General features: G+C 64.8%; 18 protein-coding genes. 11 read left to right on the top strand and 7 right to left on the bottom strand.

Annotation, left to right across the window (positions count from 1 at the left end; translation table 11 throughout):
- Nucleotides 1-407 precede the first annotated feature (407 nt).
- Entirely contained in the window at nt 408-1,211 is an 804-nt protein-coding gene (locus tag AC3WN8_RS16860; RefSeq protein ID WP_492670619.1) for an alpha/beta fold hydrolase, read from the bottom strand.
- Between the two features lie 141 nt (nt 1,212-1,352).
- Here AC3WN8_RS16860 and AC3WN8_RS16855 point away from each other — a divergent pair, with 141 nt between their 5' ends.
- On the top strand, nt 1,353-2,837 hold the full coding sequence (locus AC3WN8_RS16855) for a CRTAC1 family protein (protein ID WP_492670618.1): 1,485 nt from the start codon (nt 1,353-1,355) through the stop codon (nt 2,835-2,837).
- Between the two features lie 207 nt (nt 2,838-3,044).
- Here AC3WN8_RS16855 and AC3WN8_RS16850 read toward each other — a convergent pair whose 3' ends face one another.
- The 3 genes from AC3WN8_RS16850 to pal are packed head-to-tail and all read right to left on the bottom strand — an operon-like array spanning nt 3,045 to nt 4,035.
- Nucleotides 3,045-3,323, bottom strand: coding sequence for a hypothetical protein (locus tag AC3WN8_RS16850; RefSeq protein WP_492670617.1), 279 nt, complete (start codon nt 3,321-3,323; stop codon nt 3,045-3,047).
- A 20-nt stretch (nt 3,324-3,343) separates the two neighbouring features.
- Nucleotides 3,344-3,520, bottom strand: coding sequence for a hypothetical protein (locus tag AC3WN8_RS16845; protein WP_492670616.1), 177 nt, complete (start codon nt 3,518-3,520; stop codon nt 3,344-3,346).
- 2 nt (nt 3,521-3,522) lie between these two features.
- Nucleotides 3,523-4,035 carry a peptidoglycan-associated lipoprotein Pal gene (pal, locus tag AC3WN8_RS16840; protein WP_492670615.1) on the bottom strand — a complete coding sequence of 171 codons (513 nt, stop codon included), beginning with the start codon at nt 4,033-4,035 and terminating at the stop codon, nt 3,523-3,525.
- 301 nt (nt 4,036-4,336) lie between these two features.
- Here pal and AC3WN8_RS16835 point away from each other — a divergent pair, with 301 nt between their 5' ends.
- From AC3WN8_RS16835 to AC3WN8_RS16815, 5 genes are all read left to right on the top strand, one after another.
- Complete coding sequence (locus AC3WN8_RS16835; RefSeq protein WP_492670614.1) at nt 4,337-5,887, top strand: sensor histidine kinase; 1,551 nt, start codon at nt 4,337-4,339, stop codon at nt 5,885-5,887.
- A complete protein-coding gene (locus AC3WN8_RS16830) occupies nt 5,884-6,561 on the top strand; it encodes a response regulator transcription factor (protein WP_492670613.1) in 678 nt (225 codons plus the stop codon). The genes AC3WN8_RS16835 and AC3WN8_RS16830 overlap by 4 nt, the downstream gene beginning before the upstream one ends.
- 78 nt (nt 6,562-6,639) lie before the next feature.
- Nucleotides 6,640-8,742: a PA5441 family protein gene (locus tag AC3WN8_RS16825; protein ID WP_492670612.1), complete on the top strand. Its 2,103-nt coding sequence runs from the start codon at nt 6,640-6,642 to the stop codon at nt 8,740-8,742.
- Between the two features lie 34 nt (nt 8,743-8,776).
- Nucleotides 8,777-9,451 (top strand): DUF3142 domain-containing protein, encoded by a 675-nt coding sequence (locus AC3WN8_RS16820; RefSeq protein ID WP_492670611.1) that lies wholly within the window; start codon nt 8,777-8,779, stop codon nt 9,449-9,451.
- Between the two features lie 114 nt (nt 9,452-9,565).
- Nucleotides 9,566-10,255 carry a hypothetical protein gene (locus tag AC3WN8_RS16815; protein ID WP_492670610.1) on the top strand — a complete coding sequence of 230 codons (690 nt, stop codon included), beginning with the start codon at nt 9,566-9,568 and terminating at the stop codon, nt 10,253-10,255.
- Between the two features lie 23 nt (nt 10,256-10,278).
- Here the strand turns inward: AC3WN8_RS16815 and AC3WN8_RS16810 are convergent, their stop codons facing one another.
- Entirely contained in the window at nt 10,279-10,962 is a 684-nt protein-coding gene (locus AC3WN8_RS16810) for a type 1 glutamine amidotransferase domain-containing protein (RefSeq protein ID WP_492670609.1), read from the bottom strand.
- Nucleotides 10,963-11,071: 109 nt separating this feature from the next.
- Here AC3WN8_RS16810 and AC3WN8_RS16805 point away from each other — a divergent pair, with 109 nt between their 5' ends.
- From AC3WN8_RS16805 to AC3WN8_RS16790, 4 genes are all read left to right on the top strand, one after another.
- A complete protein-coding gene (locus AC3WN8_RS16805; protein ID WP_492670608.1) occupies nt 11,072-13,732 on the top strand; it encodes a winged helix-turn-helix domain-containing protein in 2,661 nt (886 codons plus the stop codon).
- A 166-nt stretch (nt 13,733-13,898) separates the two neighbouring features.
- The gene (locus AC3WN8_RS16800; RefSeq protein WP_492670607.1) at nt 13,899-15,995 is read left to right on the top strand and encodes a TonB-dependent receptor; all 2,097 of its coding nucleotides are present in this window, start codon (nt 13,899-13,901) and stop codon (nt 15,993-15,995) included.
- A gap of 14 nt (nt 15,996-16,009) precedes the next feature.
- A complete protein-coding gene (locus AC3WN8_RS16795; RefSeq protein WP_492670606.1) occupies nt 16,010-17,068 on the top strand; it encodes a Rieske 2Fe-2S domain-containing protein in 1,059 nt (352 codons plus the stop codon).
- Nucleotides 17,069-17,089: 21 nt separating this feature from the next.
- A complete protein-coding gene (locus tag AC3WN8_RS16790; protein WP_492670605.1) occupies nt 17,090-17,527 on the top strand; it encodes an SRPBCC family protein in 438 nt (145 codons plus the stop codon).
- 44 nt (nt 17,528-17,571) lie between these two features.
- Here the strand turns inward: AC3WN8_RS16790 and AC3WN8_RS16785 are convergent, their stop codons facing one another.
- On the bottom strand, nt 17,572-19,125 hold the full coding sequence (locus AC3WN8_RS16785; RefSeq protein ID WP_492670604.1) for an FAD-dependent monooxygenase: 1,554 nt from the start codon (nt 19,123-19,125) through the stop codon (nt 17,572-17,574).
- 284 nt (nt 19,126-19,409) lie between these two features.
- On the bottom strand, nt 19,410-20,435 hold the full coding sequence (locus AC3WN8_RS16780; protein ID WP_492670603.1) for a CapA family protein: 1,026 nt from the start codon (nt 20,433-20,435) through the stop codon (nt 19,410-19,412).
- Between the two features lie 166 nt (nt 20,436-20,601).
- Here AC3WN8_RS16780 and AC3WN8_RS16775 point away from each other — a divergent pair, with 166 nt between their 5' ends.
- Nucleotides 20,602-23,508, top strand: coding sequence for a TonB-dependent receptor (locus tag AC3WN8_RS16775; RefSeq protein WP_492670602.1), 2,907 nt, complete (start codon nt 20,602-20,604; stop codon nt 23,506-23,508).
- Nucleotides 23,509-23,523: the final 15 nt, after the last annotated feature.

The following is a 23,523-nucleotide window of genomic DNA, read 5'->3' as shown; positions in this document are numbered from 1 at the left end:
GTTGCCGGGGCGGGCGGGCCGCCCGGCTGGCCGGGCACGAGCTGGACCGGATCAGGTTTGGCAGGAGCGGGCTTGGAGGGAGCTGACTGGGCAAAGGCCGGCCCGGCCAGTGCAATGGCGGGCAGGGCAGCAGTGCTCAGGGCACGAAGGAACATCAGGTTACGCATGGCGGCACAGATAGCGCGTCTCGCGGCGCGATCAAATCGCGATTTTGTATGAAAATCGGTGCAGAGGCGGTGAAGACGATCTTCCGCGCCGTCCGCCCGCTTTGATTCGTTCGCTTGATCTGCGTTCGGGCTGAGCGAGCTACTGCAGGAAATCGGCGGCGCGCCGACACTGAATGCGACGGCCGGTCCGCAATTCGCGCGCCGGCACAGCCAATGGAGAGAATGCGCCGCCACAGGCGTTCAAACCCGATCCGTCTCGGTCAGCCAGCGCGCGACCATATCGGTCACCTCTGCCGCACGTTCGCGGTGCGGCACATGGCCGCAGCCCGGCATGATATGGATGGCTGCGGGGCCGCTGGTGAGCGCGGCGATGCGCTCGGCATGGACCGGCGATCCGAATTCGTCGGCCCCGCCATGGATGGCGAGCACCGGGCAGAGCGGAAGGATCCCGGCGCCGTCGAGGCGCCAATCGGCAAAGGCCGGGGACAGCCAGCTTTCGACCCAGGAATCGAGCACCCAGCGTGCCTTGTCGCCATGATAGCGCGCCAGTCGTTCGATCTGCCCGGGTTCGGCGAAGCCGCGTTCGGCGTCGCGAATGCCCTGGAGCGTGCGATCCTCGACAAAGGCCTGGGCGGATTCGGTGATCAGCGCATGGCAGGTCTCGCCGAAATCGCTGGCGATCCATGTCGCCATGCCACCGCCGACGCTGTGGCCCAGGATCGCGAATTCCTCGATCCCGAACGCATCGCGCACCGCTGCAAAGCCATGCTGCGCCTCGGTGCGGATGAAATCCGGCTCGATGGGGCCGGTATGCATATCGGACAGGCCGAAGCCGAGCCGGTCATAGGCGATCACGCGCCGGCCGGTCGCGCGTGCCAGCGCGGCAGGAAAATCCCGCCAGAGCTCCACACAGCCGAGTGAATCGTGGAGCATCACGATCGGCGCAACTGCTTCGCTGCCGGAAGCGTCCCAGCTTCGCGCGAACAGCCGGCCCCTTGGCGTCTCGATCCAATGGTCTTGGGCGGATGGATCGGGCAGGGGCATTGCGTGGAGTCCGAAAGGCAGGGCAGTGATGGCCGGCGAGGTGGACCAGCCGGGCAGGGGATGCAAGCGTCGGTGACGCTTGCCGGTCGGTTGCGGCGGGTTCATGTCGGTGCCGGCCGTGATTCGGTCGGGAGCGAAATGATGAAGCGTGCATCGGCACTTGCCTTGTTCCTGCCCTTCGCCACCGCCGCCGCGCAGCACGCGCCTTTGCCGTTCGAGCCCATCCAGGCGAAACTGTTCGAGGCGCCCGGATCGCTCGCCAATGCCTGGGCGGATTATGATCGCGACGGCGACCTCGATCTTGCCGTTGTCGGCAAGTCGGGTGAGGTCAGGCTCTATCGCAACGATCGCGGCAGCTTCGTCAGCGTCGGCGGTGCGCTCGGTCTGCCATTGTCGGGACCGGAGATGCGCGCTGCGAGCTGGGGCGATTATGATGGCGATGGTTGGCCGGATCTGCTGGTCGGGCCCACCGACAAGGTGGTGTCATCGCGCGTGTTCCGCAATGTCCGCGGGCAGCGCTTCGCCGATGTGACGGCGGAGATCGGACTGACATTGCCGGGCCGGTCGGCGCGCCACACCAACTGGATCGACTTCGACAATGACGGCGATGTCGACCTCTATGCGACCGATCGCGCGGGCGAGAACCGGCTCTATCGCAATGACGGTGGCAGGTTCGTGTTATTGCCGTCCGGCCAGGCGCCTGCCGACACACGGCCGACCGTTGGAGCGTGCTGGCTCGATTATGACCGTGACGGCGATCTCGACCTGTTCACCGCCAATCAGGCGGGCGCGACCGACGGGCTCTGGCGCAACGACGGTGACAGGTTCGTCGACGTGGCTGCCGCGCTGGGCCTCGACAATCCTGGGCGCACCAAGGACGAGGGCGGCGTGGGCTGTGCCGTCGGGGATTATGACAATGACGGCTATCTGGACCTGTTCGTTCCCAATTACGGTCGCAACACCCTGTATCGTGGTGAGCCCGGCGGGCGCTTCGTCAATGTCTCGGCGCAGGCTGGGATCGGGGTCGACAACCATGCGGTAGGCGCCGCGTTCGGTGATTACGACAATGACGGATGGCCCGATCTGATGGTCACGTCCTATACCCGGTCGGGCAATGATTTGCAGCCGAAGGACGCGCTGTTCCGAAACCTTGGCGGCGGCAGCTTCACCGATCTGCTGGCGAATGGCGGCATCGTCAACGTCGCCGATCATGGCGTGCAATGGGTGGATTATGATCGCGACGGCGCGCTCGACCTGTCGCTGACCGACAGTTTTGGCCCGGAGGGCGGGCATATCCTGTTCCGCAACACCAGCCCGCGCGATGTCGCGCGTCGTGCGCTGAGCGTGCTCGTGCTCGATGCCAAGGGACACTTCACCCGAGCCGGCGCCGAAGTGCGACTGTACGACATGGCCGGCCGGATCCTTGGAACGCGACAGGTGGAGACCGCCGGCGGCTATAGCAGCCAGAGCATGGGCCCCGTCCATTTCGGGTTGAAGGCGCTCGCTCCGGTAACGGTGGAAGTCACCTTCATGGGCAAGGCAGGGCGCCGGACCGTCAAGATCGCCGGCGTCCGCCCACAGGCCTATGCGGGCCGTTCGCTGATGGTCCGGCAGCCGGCACGGTAGGTCCGTTAGGCGCGCTTCTCCAGCATCGCATTGTGCCTGCGGACAGGGAGGCGTGAAGCTCGATGCTGTAAACTCACTGTGTCATCCCCGCGAACGCGGGGATCCAGCTTCTTCTTCTTTCGGATGTTTCACGGAAAAGCTGGATCCCCGCGTTCGCAGGGATGACAGGTTGGAGGCATCGACGAACCGCGCCCTGTCGATCGACCCTCAAGCCATCCGGCACCGAAGATAACGCGGTTCGCCGTCGATGACGAGCGACGCCGCATCCTCGTCGATCACCAGTGTCGCCTTCGACGACGCATAGCGCCGGCCGATCGAGGATTCGATCTCGGCCAGGGCATAGCTGGCCTTGGCGGTCTTCACATGCGCCATGGTGTCGGCATAGCGGACCTCGAAACCGAGATTGTTCGCGCAGCCATAGACCGCGTCGGGCGGGTCGAGCGTCGTGCCGCAGCCGGCGGCGAGCGGGGCGAGGGACACCGCCATCAAGACCGACCTCGTCCAGATCACTCCGTCCGCTCCTGCGACGCCATCCGCGCCGCATCGAGCGCGGCGATTCTGCGCGCATAGCCGCTGGCCAGCCGATGGTGCCGGTCGAGCGCCTCTTCGCAGCCGGCATGTTCGGCGGCGCGCAACTCGTCCTTCCAGCGCCGGACCAGATAGGCCCTGTCGCGATCGCTCATCGCTAGAGCGGCGCGATGACCAGCGAGACGGCACGACGATTTCGTGCATAGGAGGCTTCGTCCGAACCGAGCGCATCGGGCCGTTCCTTGCCGTAGGAAATGGTCGAGAGGCGCGAGACCGCGACGCCCTGGCCGGCCAGGAAATTCTTGACGCTGTTGGCGCGCCGTTCGCCCAGCGCGAGATTATATTCGCGGGTTCCGCGCTCGTCGCAATGCCCTTCGACTGTGATCGCGATGTTGGGGTGCGACTGGAACCATTGCGCCTGGCGCGCCAGCACCTGCTGCGCGGCGGGGGTCAGTTCGAACGCGTCGAGATCGAAATAGACACGGTCGGCGCCCGCATTGGCGACCAGGTCGGCCTGGAGCCGGGCGGTCGGATCGCCTTCCTCCTGCGTTGCCGTATAGTCGCCGGCGCCCGGCGCCTGGCTGGCGATGGTTTCGGGGGCGGGCTTCTTGGCGCAACCCGATACCAGCAATGTTCCGGCCAGCAGCGCGGCGGCGATATGTCTCTTCACGTCGATCCCCAAGATTGAATGATGTCCGGGGTGCAAGCCTAGGCGCTGTCGGTACGGCGGCGTTACTATAGGATTTAAATGCATGGACCCCGAAGGGTAGCCGGCCTAGCCCGGATCCTGCGTGATGCCGATCTCACTCCCCCTAAGTGAAATCGATCCCAGGCACCACGCATCCCACCACGACAGCGGACTGCTGTCAGCTCCCGGCATCAGCGCCGCTGTCGTGGACCAGATCGAATGAAGCTGGAGCACGCACCCAAGTGGAGATCGGTTTTTCGCCCGGGACGCGTTCGAGATGATAATGTCCAGTTCCTATGGACAGATGCAGATGATCCCGGGCTTCGCCACCGACCGCTTCTCACTCGCGTCGTTCCGCCCGCAATTCGGCCTTAAGGAATTCGCCGCGACCGTCGTCATCGTGCTGGCGTCGTCGGCGGCCGCCTTCGCAGTCGAGCCCGAATTCGGCGAGGCGGCGAGCGCACTGATCTTCATGCTCGGGATCACGCTGGCCGGTGCTTTCTTTGGACTTGCGGCGGGATTGCTCGCCGCGATCTCCGCCTTTCTGCTCTATAATTTCTACCTGACCGAGCCGGTGCTGACGCTGCGCCTGGCGACGGGGCGCGACGTCGCGCCGCTGGTCGTCTTCAATCTCTGCGCGATCGTGACCGGCGTGCTTGCCGGGCGCCTGAAGGATCGAGCGCAGGCGGCGAGCCGCAGCAATCGCAGCCTTTCGACATTGCTCGGCGCCAGCCAGATGCTGCAACGTGCCGTCCGGCCGCAGGATGTGGCGGTTTCGCTCGAAGCGGCGGCGGACCAGCTCGGCCTGGATATCTGCCTGTTCGCACTGCGCGGCCGGGAATTGGTCGCGCTCGACGCATCCGCCGGCGGCGATGATCGCCAGGCGCTGGCCGAAGCCGCGCTTGCGGACCCGGAGGGATATGCGGAGGCGAGGCCGCTCGTGGCGCACCGGCTGGAGGGAAGCGAGGGCGTCATGGGGGTGATGATCGTCTCGGCCGGGGTCGACCGTTTCGATGCACCGTTCATCGCGGCACTCGCCAATCTTCTCGCGCTGGCGGTCGAACGCGCCATGTTGTCCGAACGCATCGCGGAAACCCGCGCAGCGGTGCGCACCGAAGAACTCAAGACCGCACTGCTTTCATCGGTCAGCCACGATTTCCGCACCCCGCTGACCGCGATCAGCGCATCGGCATCGAGCCTGATCGACTATCGCGATCAGTTGGACGAACCGACATCGTTGCGCTTCCTTCGCGGCATCGTCGACGAATGCGACCGCCTGAACCGCTTCACCGCAAATTTGCTGGAAATGGGCCGGCTCGAAGCCGGTCAGGGAAGCTCGCGGCTGCAACTGCTTTCGGTGGGCGACATGCTGGGTACGGTCATCCACCGCATCCGTGCCCGTGCGGGCCAACGCGATATCGTGCGCCTGCCCGGCGGCGCCGATCCGCTGGTGAATGCCGATGCGTCGCTGTTCGAACTGGTGCTGATCAATGTGCTCGACAATGCCGTAACGTACAGTGCGGACGGATCCCGGATCGAGGTGGATTGCGTGGAAGAAGACGGATTTTGCAGCATCACCGTGGCCGATCAGGGGCAGGGCATTCCCGATGCCGATCTGGATCGGGTGTTCGAACGTTTCCATCGCGTCGTCCGCCCCGAACCGTCGCCGCGCGGCAGCGGCCTGGGGCTCGCGATCGCGCGCAGCTTCGTCGAGGCGCTCGACGGCGAGATCGTCGCGCGCACGCCGGGGATCGGACCGGTGGGCACTAGGATCGTCATCCGGCTGCCGGTCGCGCGGCCGGACCAGGTACAGGCCGAGGCGGCGCCGGCATGAGCGCGACCCGGATCCTGCTCGTCGACGACGAACCGTCGCTGCTTGCCGTGCTGGAGCCGGTGCTGACGGCGGCCGGCTATGATGTGGCGGTGGCAAGCACGGGCATGAACGCGCTGGCGCAGGTGAACGAGGATCGGCCCGACGTGATCCTGCTCGACCTCGGTCTGCCCGACATGGACGGCAAGGATGTGATCCGTGGCCTGCGCGGCATGGAGGGCGTGCCGATCATCGTCATCTCCGCACGGCACCAGGAAGCGGAGAAGATCGCCGCACTCGACGAGGGCGCGGACGATTATGTCGACAAGCCCTTCGAGATCGGCGAGCTGATGGCGCGGATCCGCGCCGCGCTGCGCCGGCATTCGCGCCAGCCCGCGACCTATTGCGCAGGCCCGCTCGCGATCGACTTCGCCACTCGCGCCGTCACGCTCGACGGCGACGTGCTCAAGCTGTCGCCCAAGGAATATGAATTGCTGCGCACGCTGGCGCTGAGCGCGGGGCAAGTGGTGACGCACAAGCGGCTGCTTGCCGCAGGCTGGGGCGCGGGCGCCACCGACACCCAATATCTGCGCGTCTATATCAGCCTGCTCAGGCAGAAGATCGAGGAGGATCCCGCCGATCCCGAAATCCTGCTGACCGAACCCGGTGTCGGCTATCGTCTGTCTGCGCCCGGCTGAGGAGTCTTCCCGCTGGCGAAGCGGCCCGTTGCGCGGCAATGGGCTGTGCAGCATCATCGTTGCCCTGGGAGGATCGCCATGTACCGCGCATGTTTCGCCTTCGTTTTTCCGTTGCTTGTCTGGGCCTGGTCGGCGCCGGCCGAAGCGAGCGGCGATTATGGCTGCTATTCGTCGTGGAAGCTGGCGCATCGCGACCGAACGGGTTGCGACAATATGGCTTTGCTCGGGCCCGGCAACGATACGCGCGTGAACCTGACCTTGCTGATGCAGGATGCGCGCTCCGATACGCCGCCGGCCTTACCCGACGCACCGATCCCTGATCCGCTGTTCGAATGGTACGGTTTTCGCGAAAGCCTGGCGCCGCGCCCGGCAGGGGCGGAGGATACGCGCTATGCCGATGGCGAGGGATCGCGGTGCCGCAGCAATTCCGCCGGGACGGCGGGGTTCGAGGCCGCGGTCAATGGCGCCAGGAAGCTTTCTGCCGAGGAACGCGCCGCACTGATCGCGGCGCGGCGCGGTCTGCAGCCCGATTGCGCGGCCGCGGGCGGCAGCCGCGCGACGCTGACGGCAACTGCGGGCGCGCTCCGCTCGCCGCTTGCCGGGGCATTCGGCCATTATCTGCAGGGGGCGGCGGCATTTTACGACGGCGACTATGACGCGGCATCGGCCGAGTTTCGTGGCCTCGGCTCCGCCGGCCAGCCCTGGCTGAAAGAAACTGCGCGCTACATGATCGGCCGCGTCGAGGTGAATCGCGCGCAGATCGGCGCGTTCGACGAATATGGCTATCCTCGTGAGGCCGCGCAGAACGATACCACCGCGATTTCCGGCGCCGAAGCGGCGTTGCGCGCCTATCTCAAGGAATATCCGCGCGGGCTGTATGCGGCATCGGCGCGGGGGCTGCTACGCCGCGTCTATTGGCTGGGCGGCCAGACCGATCGGCTGACGGCCGAATATGCGGCGGCATTCGTGCAGAGCCCGGCCGTGCGGGGAATCGACGACGTCACCCTGGCCGAGGAAGTCGACAACAAGCTGCTGTCCCAGCTCAAGCCCGGGGCGGTCAAGGATCCGATCCTGCTTGCCACGCTCGATCTTGCCCGGATGCGCAGCGACGCGATCGAGTCCGACGGCATGTGCTGCGGCGGTGCGATCAGCCGCGAGGAACTGGAGGGGCAGCGCCCCCTCTTCGCTGGCAAGGCCGCCTTGTTCGATTTTCTGCTGGCGACGCACGGCTTTCATGTGGCGAACCAGCCGGATGAGGTGTTGCGGTTGATCCCCGATGCGGCACGGCAGCAGCGTTTCACGCCGCTCGCCTTCAGCCGCCAGATGCTGCGCGGAATGGCCTTGGAAGCGAAGGGCGACCGCAATGCCCGCGGCTTCTGGCTGGAAATGCTTCAGGGTGCGACGCAGCCCCATCAGCGCGCCGCGATCGAACTGGCGCTGTCGATGAACGAGGAACGCGGCAAGGCGCTTGGCCGTGTCTTCGCGGCCGGTTCGCCGGTGCGCAACGCAACGATCCGCGAATTGCTGCTCGCCAATGTCGCGGATGCGGCCTTGCTGCGGCAGCAGGCGAAGGACGCCAATGCGCCCCGGCATGAACGCGACGTTGCGCTGTTCACCCTGCTCTACAAGGGCGTGACGCGTGGGGCCTATCGCGACTTTCTGGGCGATCTCGCGCTGGTTCCCGCCGATGCGAAGGCCGAATCCTATCTTTGGGGGTTTCCCGCTGTCGAACAGCCGCCGCTCGGCATCTTCACCCGCTCCGCCGCGCTCGGGGATATCGGTTGCAAGCCGCTTCGCGATACCGCGACGCGACTGGCAGCCAATCCGCGCGATCCTGGCGGCTTGCTGTGCCTGGCCGATTTCATGCGCGCCAACGGTTTCGACGGCTTCGCGCTCGACAATGAACGTCCGCGCGACGAACTGGGCGGTACGCCGTCGCTCTTCGCCGGCGGGGCTTTCTCGCGGCTCGAGATCTACAAGCGCGTGATCGCCGACCCCAAGGCGGGGGCGGACGACAAGGCCTATGCGCTTTATCGCGCGGTCTATTGCTACGGCCCGTCGGGCAGCAACACCTGCGGCGGCACCGAGGTGCCGATCGAGCAGCGCAAGGCCTGGTTCCAGCGGCTGAAAAAGGATTATCCGGCATCGCCCTGGGCGAAGGGGCTGCGTTATTATTGGTAAGCCGGCGATCCGCTGCCTGACGGCGGCGCTGTCGTTGATACTGGTTGCGGCGTCGGGGCCGACCGACAGGGTCGATGCGCGGCACTATGATGCCTTCTGGCTCTGGGCGGGCGTCCGGCCGCAGCCGGTGCTCGATCGGGCGAAGCGCGTCTATATCCTGCAAGGGCAGGTCAGCACGCGCGATACCGTCAGGCTGATCGCACAACGGCCGGCGATTCCGCGGATCGACCATGCGGATGTGTGGATGGTGGTCCGTGTCGAGACGCTGCGCTGGCCCCCGCACCTCTACGATCAGTTGCTCGTCCAGCTCGAACGCTGGCGCGCGGCTGGCAACAGGGTGGTCGGCATCCAGATCGATTTCGATGCAAGGACCCGGCATCTGGAGGAGTACGCCGATTTCCTGACCGGATTGCGGGCCCGGCTGCCCGCTGATTGTCGGCTGGGCATCACCGGCCTGCTGGACTGGAGCGCCAATGGCGATCCCGCCGGGCTCGACGCGCTGGCGGGCGTCGTCGACGAGGTGGTGCTGCAAATCTATCAGGGGCGTCGCGTCATTCCCGGCTATGCCGGCTATCTTGCCCGGCTCGACCGCTTGAAACTGCCCTTTCGCATCGGCTTGCTCCAGAATGGCGAATGGCAGGCGCCGCCGGGGCTGGAATTCAACCCGAATTTCCGGGGCTATGTCGTATTTCTGACCAATGAGCGCTGAAGCGCGGGTTGCCGCCCGTGGCGCCAGCGCCTAATGCGATGACCGATGCGTTCGGCGTACTCCCATTTTCCGCCGAGCCGATCCCGGGAACCGCTCGGACGCCGTGCGATCGCATTGCTGCTGGCGTTCGCGATCCACGGTCTCGGCCTGCTGCTGCTGTTCATGCTGGCGCCGCCGCAGATATTCGTCCGCAAGGAAGAGCCCAAAAGCTTTCAGTTGCAGTCGGTCTCCGAAGGACCCGCCGCGCCGAAGAAGAGCGAGCAGGGGGAACGTGCCAAGCCCAAGGCGGGGGAGGCCGCGCCGCCACGTCCCGTCCTGCCCGTGCCGCCGCCCGTACTCGCCAAACCGGTGGAGGAACAGCCGCCGCTCGACATGATCGTCCTCAGCAAGAAGGATTTTGCCGCGGCCGATATCTCGAAACTGGCGAAGAGCGCCAATGGCGGGGCGGACAGCGGCGCGGGCAAGGACAGCGCGTCCGCCGTCGGACCGGGTGAGGGGCCGGGTGGCGCACGGCTCTATAACGCCGAATGGTATCGCGAACCGACCGATGCCGAGATCGCCTATTATCTGCCGCCCGGGGGCGCCAGGGCGGGCTGGGCGATGATCGCGTGTCGGACGATACCCGACTACCGCGTCGAGGATTGCCGCCAACTCGGCGAATCTCCGCCGGGATCGGGCCTGTCGCGCGCGCTGCGCCAGGCGGCATGGCAGTTCCGCGTGAAGCCGCCACGGCTCAACGGCAAGCTGATGGTCGGCGAATGGGTGCGCATCCGCTTCGATTTCACCGAACGCAAGGCACAGTGATTTGCCGGCACCGGCCGTGGCGCCTAATTTTGATCGGCAATGAGGCTGGTCGCCAGCGCTGCTGCCGATGCGGGATTCTGCCCAGTGAACACTATGCCATCCCGGACGATATGGCTTTCGAACGGCGGAGCGCAGGAAAACAGCGCGCCCCGTTCGGTCAGCGCGGTTTCGGCGAGCATGGGAACGATCGTATCGAAATTGAGTGCGCGTTCCTCGGCGTTGCTGAAGCAGGTGAGCCGGCGCCCTTCGACAAGAGGCCGCCCGTCGATAGTCGTCGCGCCGAGCAGTCCGATGACGCCATGGCAGATTGCGCCGATCGGGCGCTTTGTCGCCGCCATCGTCGATGCGAGCCGGCCGAGCGTGCGTGATGACGGAAAATCCCACATCGTCCCGGTGCCGCCGACAAGGAACAGGATATCGGCACGGTTGGCGTCGACATCGTCCAGTCGCAGCGATGCTTCGAGCTTGGCCATCGCGGCCGGATCCTGGAGGAAACGATGCCCGGCGGGCAGCAGCCAGGGCGTTTCCAGGCTCATGGGATCCAGCGGTGCTGCGCCGCCCGCAGTCGACGCGATGATGCAAGCATAGCCGGCATCCTCGAACACGGCATAAGGCGCGGCGAGTTCCTCGAGCCAGGCGCCGGTGCGCGCGCCGGTATCCCCCAGATCCCCGTGTGACGTGACAACGAAAAGAACGGTTTTTGGCATGGTGACCCCTGTTGCGATGTGTGGGGAAGCGTTGACGACGCGCGACCGTGGCGCAATCCACCGATAAGGTGGATTGCCAGCCCGGCTCACTCTGGCAGGATCGACATCGATGCTGATCAAGACCAAGTTGGCGCCACCACATCGGGCGATCGACACATTGGCCCGCCCGGTGCTGGTCGACCGCATCGTTGCCGCGACGCGACCGCTGACCATCATCAGCGCGCCGGCGGGTTACGGCAAGACGACATTGTTGTCGCAATGCTTCGAACATTGGCGACGAGAGGACATCTCCGTGGCCTGGTACAGCGTCGACGAGGGCCGTTTCGAAAGCGACCAGTTCTTCGCCTATCTGATGGCCGCGCTGTTCCGCGCGGGTGTGCCGCTATCCTATTCCAGCGAAGCGATCGAGGCCGGATTGCCCGGGCTCGCCGCCGAAGCGGCGGCGCGGGCGGTGGCGTTGGCGCTCGACATGAGCGAGGAGCCGATCCGGCTGATCATCGACGATTATCATCGCATCGCGTCACCCGCGACCGATGCGTTCCTGAACTATGTCATCCAGCGCATGCCCGCCCACGCCGCGATCCTCGTCGCCACGCGCGGTGGTACCGATCTGCCGGTTTCGTCGCTGCGTGTTCAGGGCAATCTGCTTTCGCTCGATCGCAGCGATCTGCGTTTCACCCCGGAGGAGCTGACACAATTCTTCGCCGATCAACCCTGCGGTTTCGATCACGCGCTGATCGGCGAACAGACCGAAGGCTGGCCGGCGGTGTTGCAATTGCTCCGTCTCTGGTGCGCGGGCAGGGCGACGGGGGAGTCGCTTTCCGATCTCACGCGTCGCTCCGCCGATCTCGCCGATTATCTTGCCGAGCAGGTTTTCGCCGATCTTGCGGAGGATTTGCAGGATTTCCTGCTGCTGAGCGCGATCGCCGAGCGGATCTGCGCCGATCTGGCCGATGCCATCACCGGCGGGAGCAATGGCCATACGCAGCTTGAACGATTGCAGAAACTCAACCTGCTGGTGACGCCGCTCGACGAGGACGGGGTCTGGTTCCGCTATCATCCGCTGCTGCGCGAATATCTGTGCGATGCGCTGGCACGCCGCCATGGCGCGAGGCTCGACGATCTCCATGCCAGGGCGGCGCGCTGGTTCGCGGTTGCCGGATATCTTACCGACGCGCTCCAGCACGCGTCGCGCATTGGTGATCCCGATGCGGGCATCGCGATCATGGAAGCGGCGGGCGGCTGGAAAGTGGCACTTCGCGGCGGTCTGGCAATCCTGCGCCATCTGGAGGGAGTCGATCTCGGCGATCCGTTGCGATGGCCGCGGGTATGGCTTGCCCAGGCCTATCTGGCCGCGCAGCAGGGCAGGCTCGCGGAGGCGCGCGCGGCGCTCGACCGGTTGCAGGACCATTCCGGCCTCGCCCGACTGATCGAGAGTGATCCGGCGCTCGAATTCGAGATCATGACCAACGAGATCGTGACGCGCATCTACGAGGATCGCGCCATCCCCGCAGATCATGCCGTGAAGATCGCGGCGCATCTCGAGTCCGGCGCGGGCGATCCCGGGTTTCGGGCGTTGCTGACCCATTTGCTGTGTCTGTGCCATTTCGACGCGGGCGACGATATCTGGTGCCGCGTCCATGGCGAAAAGGCGTGCCGGCTGTCGCGCGATGCGCAATTGCCGCTGATCGAAACCTATCTCTATCAATATCTTGGGCTTTCGCAGCTTCGCAAGGGCCGTCGCCGAGAGGCCGAGCTGTTCTTCCGCCGCGCGCTCGAGCATTCGACACGCAATTTCGGCGAAGGCAGCGCCCAGGTCGCGATCGCTTCGGTGCTCGTGGCGCACAGCCTCTATCTGGCCGGCGATCTGGGCGCGGCGAATATCCACCTGGAGTCGGCATTGCCGGTGATCGAGGAAACCGAGGGCTGGCACGACATCTTCCTGGCCGGATATGCGACCCAGGCATGGTTGGCGGTGCGCGCCGGCGATATCACGCTGGCCGAGCGCGCAATCCAGCGCGGCCACGATACTGCCGGCCGGCGTCGATTGGGTCGACTATATTATCAGCTCGACCTCTTGCGTATCCGCATCAGGATTTCGGTCGGCGATCTCGATCAGGCTGCTGCGCTGGCCGCCTTGCTGGGGCCGCCGTCCGACGCGATGGTCTCACGCGACAAACGGCTGTTGTATGACTGGCAGATCGCCATGCTCGCGATCGCCATTCTCCAGAAGGATGCGTCCGTGCGACGACAGCTCGACGACCTGAGCGCGAGCGCCGAACATGACGGATCGACAGCGCTGGATGTCGAGATATGGACGCTCAAATCGCTGGCATTGGCGCGCGAGGGCAGGGGGCATGACGCGACCCTGGCCTTTCGGCACGCGCTCGAAATGGCTGAAGCCGAGCAATTGAACGGCATCATCCTGCAATTCGGTACGCTGTTGCTCCCGGTTCTGGAGACCTGTCGCGAAGCACTTCATCTGCTCGAACCCGGACAGCGCATGCGGATCGATCGCTTTTATCGCGATTGCGCGAGAACGCATGCGGGCGCCCTGCCGATGCCGCCGGCGCATGACATCGTGGTGACGCCGCGCGAGGTGGACGTCCTGCGCGCGCTTGCTGACGGCCTGTCGAGCAAGGAGATCGCGCGCAGCCTCGGCGTCGCCGAAAGCACGATCAAGACGCACCGGATCAATATCTATCGCAAGTTGAATGTCGCGACGCGTTCGCGTGCCATCCTCGCCGCGCGCAACATGCGGCTGATCTGACCACATCCACCTCGCCGGCAGTCACGGACGGGTTGGCGATCGGATCCCTCCACCTTTTCGACCGATATCGGCGCGCGATCCGACACCGTAAATTCGTCCCGACAATCGCCCCAGCCCGTCCAGCGACGGGGTCCAGCGAGGGCGTCAGGGAGTGAGGGATCGAACAATGACATCTTTATATGCCATCGGCCGATTGGTCGCCGTTTCCACGGTTGGGCTCGGCATCGTTCTCGGAGTGGGCACAACATCGGCTGCGGCCCAGGATGTGGCGGGTGCGGATGTGCCCGAGGAACTGGTTGTGACCGCGCGCAGGCGTGCGGAGAATGTCCAGGATATTCCGGATTCGGTTTCGGTCCTGTCGGGCAGGATGATCGAGCAGGCGGGCATCCGCAGCATCGACGGTGCGACCGCGCAAATACCCAATCTCTCGCTTGTCGATTCACAGGACGCCGGCACCGTCGCGATCAGCATCCGCGGCATCGGTCAGGTCCGCAATGGCGAGGCGCCGGTCGCGGTGGTGGTCGACGGCGTGCAGCTCAACTCGACCGACATGATCAAGCAGGCGCTGTTCGACCTTGAGCGCATCGAAGTGCTGAAAGGGCCGCAGGGCGCGCTTTATGGACGCAATGCGATTGGCGGGGCGATCAATATCACCACCCGCATGCCGACCGACCGGATCGAGGGGCGGGTGGTTGCGGACTATGCCAATGGCGATGACCGCCGCCTGATGGGCTCGCTGAGCGGCCCGATCGCGGGCGAAGTGTTGAGCTTCCGGATCGCCGGCGACTATCGGGACTTCGGTGGCGTCTTCAACAATGTCACGCTCGACCGGAAAGTCGATTTTGTCGAGGACATCAACCTGCGCGGCCGATTGCTGTTCAAGCCGACGCCCGAACTCAGCATCGACCTGCGCGGTGCCTATGGCGATCTGGACGGCGGCGCGTCCTGGTACATCCCGCTTCCGGCGAATAGCGCCAACGATACCCGCACGCCGATCCAGAACGACTTTCTCGGACGCAGTAGCCGTGACTTCCGCGAAGCTTCGCTCAAGATCGACTATGACGCAGGGCCGTTCACGGTCACCGCGATCAGCGCCAAATCGAAAACGAGCGTCGATCTGGTTGAGGATCTCGACTGGCTTCCCCAGTCGATCCTGGGGGCAACGCAGCAGCGGCGCTACGAGACCTTCACCCAGGAGATCCGGCTGGCCTCTCCATCGAGCCAGCGGCTGCGCTGGACGGCGGGGCTGTTTTATCTCGATGGCGAGCGCGACACCGATACCGTCGTGCTGATTTCGCCCGATCCGACGCGGATCGGCGTGCCGCCCGCCGACTATGCGCCGATTCCCGTCACCCGCGTCACCGAGGATATTCGCGGCAAGGCGGCCTATGGGCAGATCAACTACGACATAGTCGACGGCTTCGAACTCACATTGGCGCTGCGCTACGATCATGACCGGCGGATCCAGCACGACCGGCTGAGGCCAGGTGCGGCGGACCGGCGGACGAGTTTCGACCAGTGGCAGCCGAAACTGTCGCTCAAATACGACATCGCCGCAGACAGCATGATCTACGCGACCGCCGCGAAAGGCTTTCGCAGCGGCGGCTTCAATCCGCCGACGGCGGTTTTCCCGGCCATCTATCGGCCCGAGACGACGACCAATTTCGAGATCGGCACCAAGAACAGCCTGTTCGATCGCAAGCTCACGCTCAATGCCGCCGCCTTTCACATCAAATACAAGGATCAACAGGTCTTCATCCTGAACGTCGCGGATCAGGGGATCATCAATGTCGCCGATACCGACATATTCGGCTTCGAGCTGGAGGCGCAGGCACGCCCGGCGCGCAATGTCGAACTGGGCGCCTCGCTCGGCCTGATCGACAGCAAGATCAAGGATTTCAACGGGACGGACCAGTTTCGCGGCAACCGGGTGCCGCTGACTTATAGCTGGTCCTATACGCTGTCGGGGCAATATACGCTGCCGCTGGACGGATCCTCGTTGGTCGGCCGCGTCGAATATTCGGGCAGGGGCGGGAATTACTGGCATGTCGACAATGCGGCGCGGCAGAACGCGCTGCACCTCGTCAATGCGCGGCTGACCTGGACGAACGAGCGGCTGTCGCTCGCGGCCTATGCCGAAAACCTGTTCGATGTCCGCTATACCGAGGAGTTCTTTTCCAAGGACTTCTCCGCTGGGCTCACCGACATCCGCTACCCGGGCTCGCCGCGCCGCTACGGCATCACCGCCGGCTATAAATTCTGATGCAGGAGGACATGATGTCGCAGACCGCAGGCTATGATCTCGAGCGTTATCTGCATGGGGATATCGCCGCCGACCATCTGATCGACCGGCGCCGCAACGGTCGGGGCGTGATCCATGAGGGCGATGACGGCCTGTTCTCGCAAAGCTGGTGGCCGCTCTGCCGGTCCAGCGATGTTGTGCCGGGACAGGTGCTTGGGCGCAATTTCCTCGACGGGCGGGTCGCGGTGTTTCGGACCGAGAGCGGCGAAGTAAGCGTGGTCAGCGCCTATTGCCCGCACAATGGCGCCGACCTGTCGGTCGGACGCGTATCCGGTGGCAATCTGGTCTGTGCGTTCCATGAATGGCGCTTCGGCACCGATGGACGATGCGTGCGCACCGGAAATAACGACACGGTCGTGGCCGGAATGCGCGTCTTCCAATATCCGACGGTCGAGCGGTTCGGGCTGATCTGGGCGTTCAACGGCGAGACTCCGCTGTTCGATCTGCCCGATCTCGGCTTTCCCGACGACGAACTGGCCTTTCATACCGATATCCCGACGATCGACCTGATGGCCGATCCCTGGGTGTTCATGTGCAACACCTCGGACTTCAATCACATCACCTGCGTTCACGGAATCGACCTGGCCAATGCGGATCCGAGCGCGGATATCCGTTGGCATCCCTATGGCTATGACTATCATCTGACAGGTCATTTCCGCGACAGCGGCGCGCCGATCGAATATGATGTCGGGATATTGGGCACCAACATCTTCTACCAGACGGGCAGCGTGAACGGGCAATGGTTCGCGTTCCTCTATCCGTGCGGGCTGCATCGGCCGGGCACCTTGCGCAGTTACTTCGTGATCGCGACCCGGAAATCCGACGGCACGCCCGAGGGTGATCGCATCGTTCGGGAAACGCTCGATTTCGCAATGCAGCTCGAAGTGGCGGTGGTCAGCCAGGACGCCGAAATCCTCAACACGATCCGCTTCACGCGCGGCATGTTCACCAGAAGCGATCGGGCATTGGGCAAATTCCTCGACTATCTGAAGAAATATCCGCGGGCGCACCCCGGCGCCGACTTCATCCGCTAACGACGAACGAGAGAGGCAAAGATGCAGATTGTGGAAGTGGCGGCGCGGATCGAGGCATCGGCCGATCGTGCCTGGACGTTCGTGGGCAATTTCGGCGGCGATGCGCTGACGCACGGATATGTTCATCGCGTCGAAGTGCAGGGGCAGGGGCTCGGCGCCCTCCGCGTCTATCACCTTGATCCGGAGATCGGTGGAGGCCGGGTGATCGAAAGGCTCGAATGGCTCGATCATCGCGAGCGGGTGATCGAGTATTCCATGACCGACAACGGGCCGCTGCTATGGGCGGAATATGCGGGCCATATCTCGGTGACGCCCGCAGGGGAGGATGCCTGCATCGTCCTGGTCCGCACGCAGTTCACGCCGATCGAGTCTGCACAAAGCGATTATGCGGCGATGTCACGCGGCAATATTGCCAAATACCTGAGCAACCTTGCGGCGGCGGTTGACGGCGCGACGTAGCCGCTTGGCTTGGCTGGGCGATCATGTGCGCGGCGTCGGAGGGGTTAGGCGGATACATGCCCGCCGAACCAGCGTGACACAGCCCTGGACGTTTCCTCATTGTCAGGAGCGGCTTCGCTGGCCCAGGCGACGAAGCCATCGGGGCGCACGAGCACGGCGCTCAAGCCCAGCCGATCCTTCACATCGGCCGCGACGTAGGTGACCCGCCCGCGCCAGCGGCTCGCAACCGCCCGGAGCGATGCGCGGGAGTCCAAGTTCAGGAGCAGACCTTTTCCCTCGCTCAGCAACGCGCCGATCTTCGTCCCGTTGGCCAGTTCGAAATCGGGAACGCTGCGGCCGACGAGCGGATGATCGCCGCCGATATCGTAGCGGAGGGAGACGCCCCATACGCGCTCGGCGAAATATGTCGCGCCGTCGCGGGTCTCGATGAGATCACGGATGATGGCTTCGAGCGCGCGCGTGCTTCGGGTGGGGCGCATGAGCGCGACCTGCGCGCGCGACCAGTCCAGAATCTGTGCGCCCACCGGATGCCGTTCGCTCTGATAGCTGTCGAGCAGCCCGACCGGTGCGTCACCCCGGACCGTGGACGCCAGCTTCCAGCCCAGATTCATCGCGTCGCCGAGTCCGAGGTTGAGTCCTTGGCCGCCCAGGGGAGAATGGATGTGCGCGGCATCGCCCGCGAGCAGCACGCGTCCCTTGCGATAAGCCGTCGCTTGATGGGCGCGATCGGTCCAGGTCGTGGCCAGGCGAAGCGCGGTCACTGTGACGTCGGTGCCGGATATGCGGCGCAAGACCGCCTGCACATGCTCACGCGTGATCGGCTGGGTCCGATGGAAAGCGCCGCCGTCGAACTCGACCATCCCGATCACGCCCGGCCGTGCATAGCTGTACATGCCCGTCGGCGTATAGTGGCGGCCCGGACGCAGCCCATCCGGATCGGCGATCTCGACGTCGATGGAATAGCCGGTGAACTCGGGATCGGTGCCGACAAATTCAAACCCGCCGGACTTGCGCACCACGCTGCGGCCACCGTCGCAGCCGACGAGCCAGCGTCCGCGAAAAACCTCCTCGCCGGCGCGAATGGTTACGTCTTCGCCGGATTGATCGAACGCGGTAACGCCGACGCCGCGCCTGATTTCCACGCCCATCGCGTTTGCCCGAGCGGCGAGGGCGGATTCGAGCGATTCCATATCGACCGCCATGCTGGTGCCGGCGGGGGACGGCAGGCGATATGGCCAGTTCGTGGTATCGATGATGTCGTCGTAGAACTGGATGCCGGCGAAATGGCCGGCCGGGCGACGCGGTTGCTGCATCCAATGTGCGGCAGACGCAAGGCTGCCACTGTCCCGATCGTCTTTCGCGCGTTCCGGCGCGGCGATGTCGTTCAGCCAGCCGCGACGATAAAAGGCTTCGATGGTGGGTGCGGAAAGGCCGCGCATGCCGAACGGAAGCCGTTTGAGGGGCGAGCGCGGGTCTTCCGCCTGCTCCAGCACCAGCACCGAAAGGCCGGCGAGCCGCAGTTCGCAGGCGAGAAACAGGCCGACCGGGCCGGCGCCGGCAATGACGACGTCATGGAGAATCGGGTGAGGGGTGTGCATGAACTGCTCCTGTGTCGATGTTCGACCGGAGCGTTCCTCGACTATTGAGTACCACACGGACGAACAATGAAACGCCCCGTGGAGCGTCCGATGTTCGTCGTGGGGATCTCATGCACGAGGCCAGAGACCAGAGCTTTCGTTACCGAAAGGACTTGGGCTTACCAAACCAAGTCTGCCTTTTCCGACATGGGCGATATAATGGTGTGGCGATCGATCCGCAACGGATGCGATCGCGGCGATGTACGAACTGCGTGTTTCGGTCCGATCGATATATGTCGACGTATTTACGGGCTCGGCGCCAGTTTCGTGGTGCGTTCGCCGGCAAGCATCGGATAGCCGGCGGAATATTCGCCGCCCGATTTCTCGGCTTTGAGCTGGACGGGCACCAGATCGGCGCCGACGAAACGGCCGTCGCGAAAGCGGGCGTCGACGATCAGCGAGCGCCAGGTGGCGGGGCCATAGGCGCCATCGGCCTTGCGCGTCTGGAAGATGAAATTGCCGAGGCCGTGGAAAAGCGGGGCGCCCTTATACTGCTCCATGCCCTGCATCAGCGGCGTGCCGTGCGCGACGAAGGTCGATGCGCCGGCGTCGATACAGGCGCGGGCGAATTTACGCTGCCATTCGGGCGTGTTCGCCTGCACCGGCTCCCAATAATGATTGTGGAGGCAGAAGATCACCGCCGCGCCGGTCGCGCGCGCCGCGCGGATAGCATCGAGCGTGCGTGCAACATCGCCGGGATCGAGCTCGCCCGACGCCAGGCGTCGGATTTCGGCGACGCCGGGGCGGGTGGCCGTCGCGGCGGCGCCGTCGCGGATCGCGCCCGCCGCCGCTGCGACCAGCGCGACGCGGCCACCGGGCGTATCCTGATACGCGGCCGCCGATGCGGTTGCCAGATCGCGGCCGGTGCCGGCATGCACGATCCGGCGCTGGTCGAGCGCATCGATCGCGGCAAGGATGCCGCCGCTGCCGAGATCCCAGGCATGGTTGTTCGCGGTCGTCACCATCGTCACGCCCAGCGTGCGCAGGCAATCGATCACCTCGGGCCTGGCGGCATGGAGCACTTCGCCGACCCGGGTGGGTGGGCCCGCCCCGGGGCCATCGATGGCGGTTTCCAGATCGGTGAAGACCACGTCCGCCCCGGCGAGGCGCCGGACGATCGCCGCCATGCCCGGCCAGGCGGGCGTACACAGATTCTGCTGGATCAGCGACTGGCCGAGCAGGATGATACGCGTGTCACGCCGGCGCGCCTGGGCGGCTGGAATGCCGAGCGCAAGCCCGGCCGCGAGCACGCATCTTCGATCGAGCATCATCGCCGGTTCGCCTTTGAAAGCCTTTGACGACAAGGGCATATCTAATCGCGTCGATTGAGAGCAAGGTCATGCCGATTTTGATATGGTACGATGAAATGACGTCATCAGATTTCGCCGCCGTCACGGATCGCTAAGCCTTAGGCCGAATCGGGGAATGGAGGGAATGATGACGGAGATGCTTTCGACACGGTGTCGAGCGAATGGAGCGCGCGGCGTGTTGTTCGGCGCGAGCATGATCGCATTGGCGATCGCTTCGCCGGCCTTCGCACAGCAAGCCGATCCTTCCGCATCGCCGGCGGATGCCGCGGACGCAGCAGCACCCGAAGAGGCCGTCGACATTGTCGTCACCGGTTCGCGCATCCAGCGCCGCGACGCCCAGACCGTCGGGCCGCTGCTGACCCTGACCGCCGACGACATCTCAAAATCGGGCACCGCATCGCCGGGTGAACTGCTCCAGAAACTGCCTTCGGCGGGCGTCAGCCTCAATTCGAACGGTACGCAGGGGACTTCCTACGGCGCGTCCTCGATCAATCTGCGCTATCTGGGCGGCGGTGAGGGCAGCGGCAATCGCGTGCTGGTGCTGGTCGATGGCCATCGCTGGGTCGATGCGGTCGGTCAGCGCGGTTTCCGCGACTTTGTCGATCTCAACACCATCCCGATGGGCATGATCGACGGCGTCGAAGTGCTGAAGGACGGCGCTTCGGCGATCTACGGCGCCGACGCGATCGCCGGCGTCGTCAATATCAAGACGATCCAGCCCTTTGACGGCATTCGCGGTTCGATCCGCGCCGCGACCACCGACAAGGGCGATGGCGAGGAATATACCGCGATCCTCAATGTCGGGAAGCGCGTTGGCCGGGCTTCGTTCATCCTGTCGGGCAGCTATTTCAAGTCGCAGCCGATCCTGACGACCGCGCGCGATCTGACCACCTTGTCGCTGGTGCCGGTGACGACGCCGGGGACGAGCCCCAATGGGCTGTTCATCCTGCCGGGGCTCGCCTCCAACGCCTATTTCGGCACCGGTGCGGGCTTTGCGAACGCCACCAACCCGATCGCGTTCAATGGTGGTGCCGGCTATGGCGCGGGCAATCTGGCCGACAACAGCTATCACGTCGCGTCGCTGCCCGGCGATTTCTACAACACCCAGGCGCAGGGCATCTATTCGGCCGGTCCGTCGGAGCGTTACGGCATCTATGGCCGGTTCGGCTACGAGGTGACCGACGACATCAATTTCTACGTCGAAGGGCTCTATAACCGGCGCAAGTCCAACCAGCTCTTCTCGCCGGTGCTGCTCGATATCGGCGGCACCGCGGGCACGGTGCGGGGCTTCTCGATCCCCAACAATCACGCCTTTAATCCGTTCGGCACTGCCAATGGCGTGCCCGTCGCCAATGCCCTCGCTTTCGCCGCCAATTCGGCGTTCCGGATCCGCAAGGTGATGAGCGACCTGGGCAATCGCGACAATCGCCAGGATGTCGAGACGGTGCGCATCGCCGGCGGCCTGGATGGCGGCTTCGAACTGTTCGGCAATCGCTGGAACTGGGACGTGTTCGGCAGCTATGCCAAAAACAAGATCGACTCGGTCGCGCTCAACGGCGTCAATTACGACAATCTGTTCCTGGGCCTGGGCAATCCGGCTGCCTGCGCCGCCGTCGCCGGTTGCGTGCCGATCAACCTGTTCGGCCCGATGACCGAGCAGCAGGCGGCCTTTATCCGCTTCACCACGCGCGAATCCAATTATACCGAGTTGTTGAATGCATCGGCGAACGTCACCGGCACGCTGTTTACATTGCCCGCCGGTGATGTCGCGCTGGCGGTGGGGTATGAATATCGGCGCAACAAGGGCGTCGATAATCCCGATCCGATCGCCAATGCCGCGCCGACCTATCTGAACGCTGCGCTCTACACCAAGACGACCGCGCAGACCCGGACGGCAACCTCGGGCAGCTACGACCTGCACGAAGTCTATGGCGAGCTCTCGATCCCGCTGCTCAAGGATTCCGCACTCGGTAAGGCGCTCGATCTCAGTCTGGCCGGCCGCTATTCCGACTATTCGACGGTCGGCGGCAAGGCGACCTTCAAGGCGGGCGCGGGCTATCGTCCATTCGATGGGCTGCTCATCCGTGGCACCTATGCCCAGGGTTTCCGCGCCCCGTCGATCCTCGAACTCTATCAGGGCGCGCGCCAGACGAGTTTCCAGGGCACTGACCCCTGCAATGGCGGTGCCGCCGCGAATGCAGGAAAGCCCGGCTGCGCGGGCGTTCCCGCCGGCTATAATCAGATCAATTTCAACCTGAACGGGCTGATCCCCGGCGTGATCAGTGGCAATACGACGCTCAAGCCGGAAACGTCGGACAGCATCAGCGTCGGCGTCGCGGTCACGCCGCTCACCGGGCTGTCGCTGACGGTCGATTATTACAAGATCAAGATCAAGAACGCGATCGCCGCCCAATCGGCGACGCAGATCCTGCAGCTTTGCGCGCTGCGCGCCGGTGTGTTCTGTGATCTGGTCAGCCGCGATGCAGGCACCGGTGCGATCCTGGAACTGCTGCAGGGTGCGCAGAATCTCAACTCGATCAGCACCGACGGTGTCGATGCGACGCTGCGTTATGATTTCCGCACCGATATCGGCAAGTTCGCCACGGTTCTCGATGCATCCTATCTCGGATCGTTCCGCACGGTTTCGCCGGATCCGGCGACCGGCGCGACCATCGTCGACAACCGCGCGGGCAAGGGCGATCAGCCGCGTTCGACCTATCCGCGCTGGAAGGGACAGGCGTCGCTGAGCTGGACCGGCGAAGCGGTGGATGCAGTGCTGCGCGCGCGCTATATCGGCAAGACCACCGATGTGGTGAACCCGGTCAAGAATGCCCGCACCAGCGCCGTCACCTATATCGACGCCGAAATGGGCTTCGATGTCGAGGATGGCCGCGCGCGCTTCGGGGTTGGCGTCAACAACCTGTTCGATCGCGCGCCGCCGGCATCCTATGCCAATGCGCCGATCAATTACGACATCTACACCTATGATGCGCGCGGCCGGTTCCTCTACGCCCGTTTCTCGGTGAAGATGTAGGCTCGACCCGAGCGG

This window comes from Sphingobium sp. FW305-3-2-15-F-TSA7, from assembly GCF_058787155.1.
Note: the sequence above shows the minus strand (reverse complement) of the source record. Positions and strands in the feature narration are given on the sequence as shown.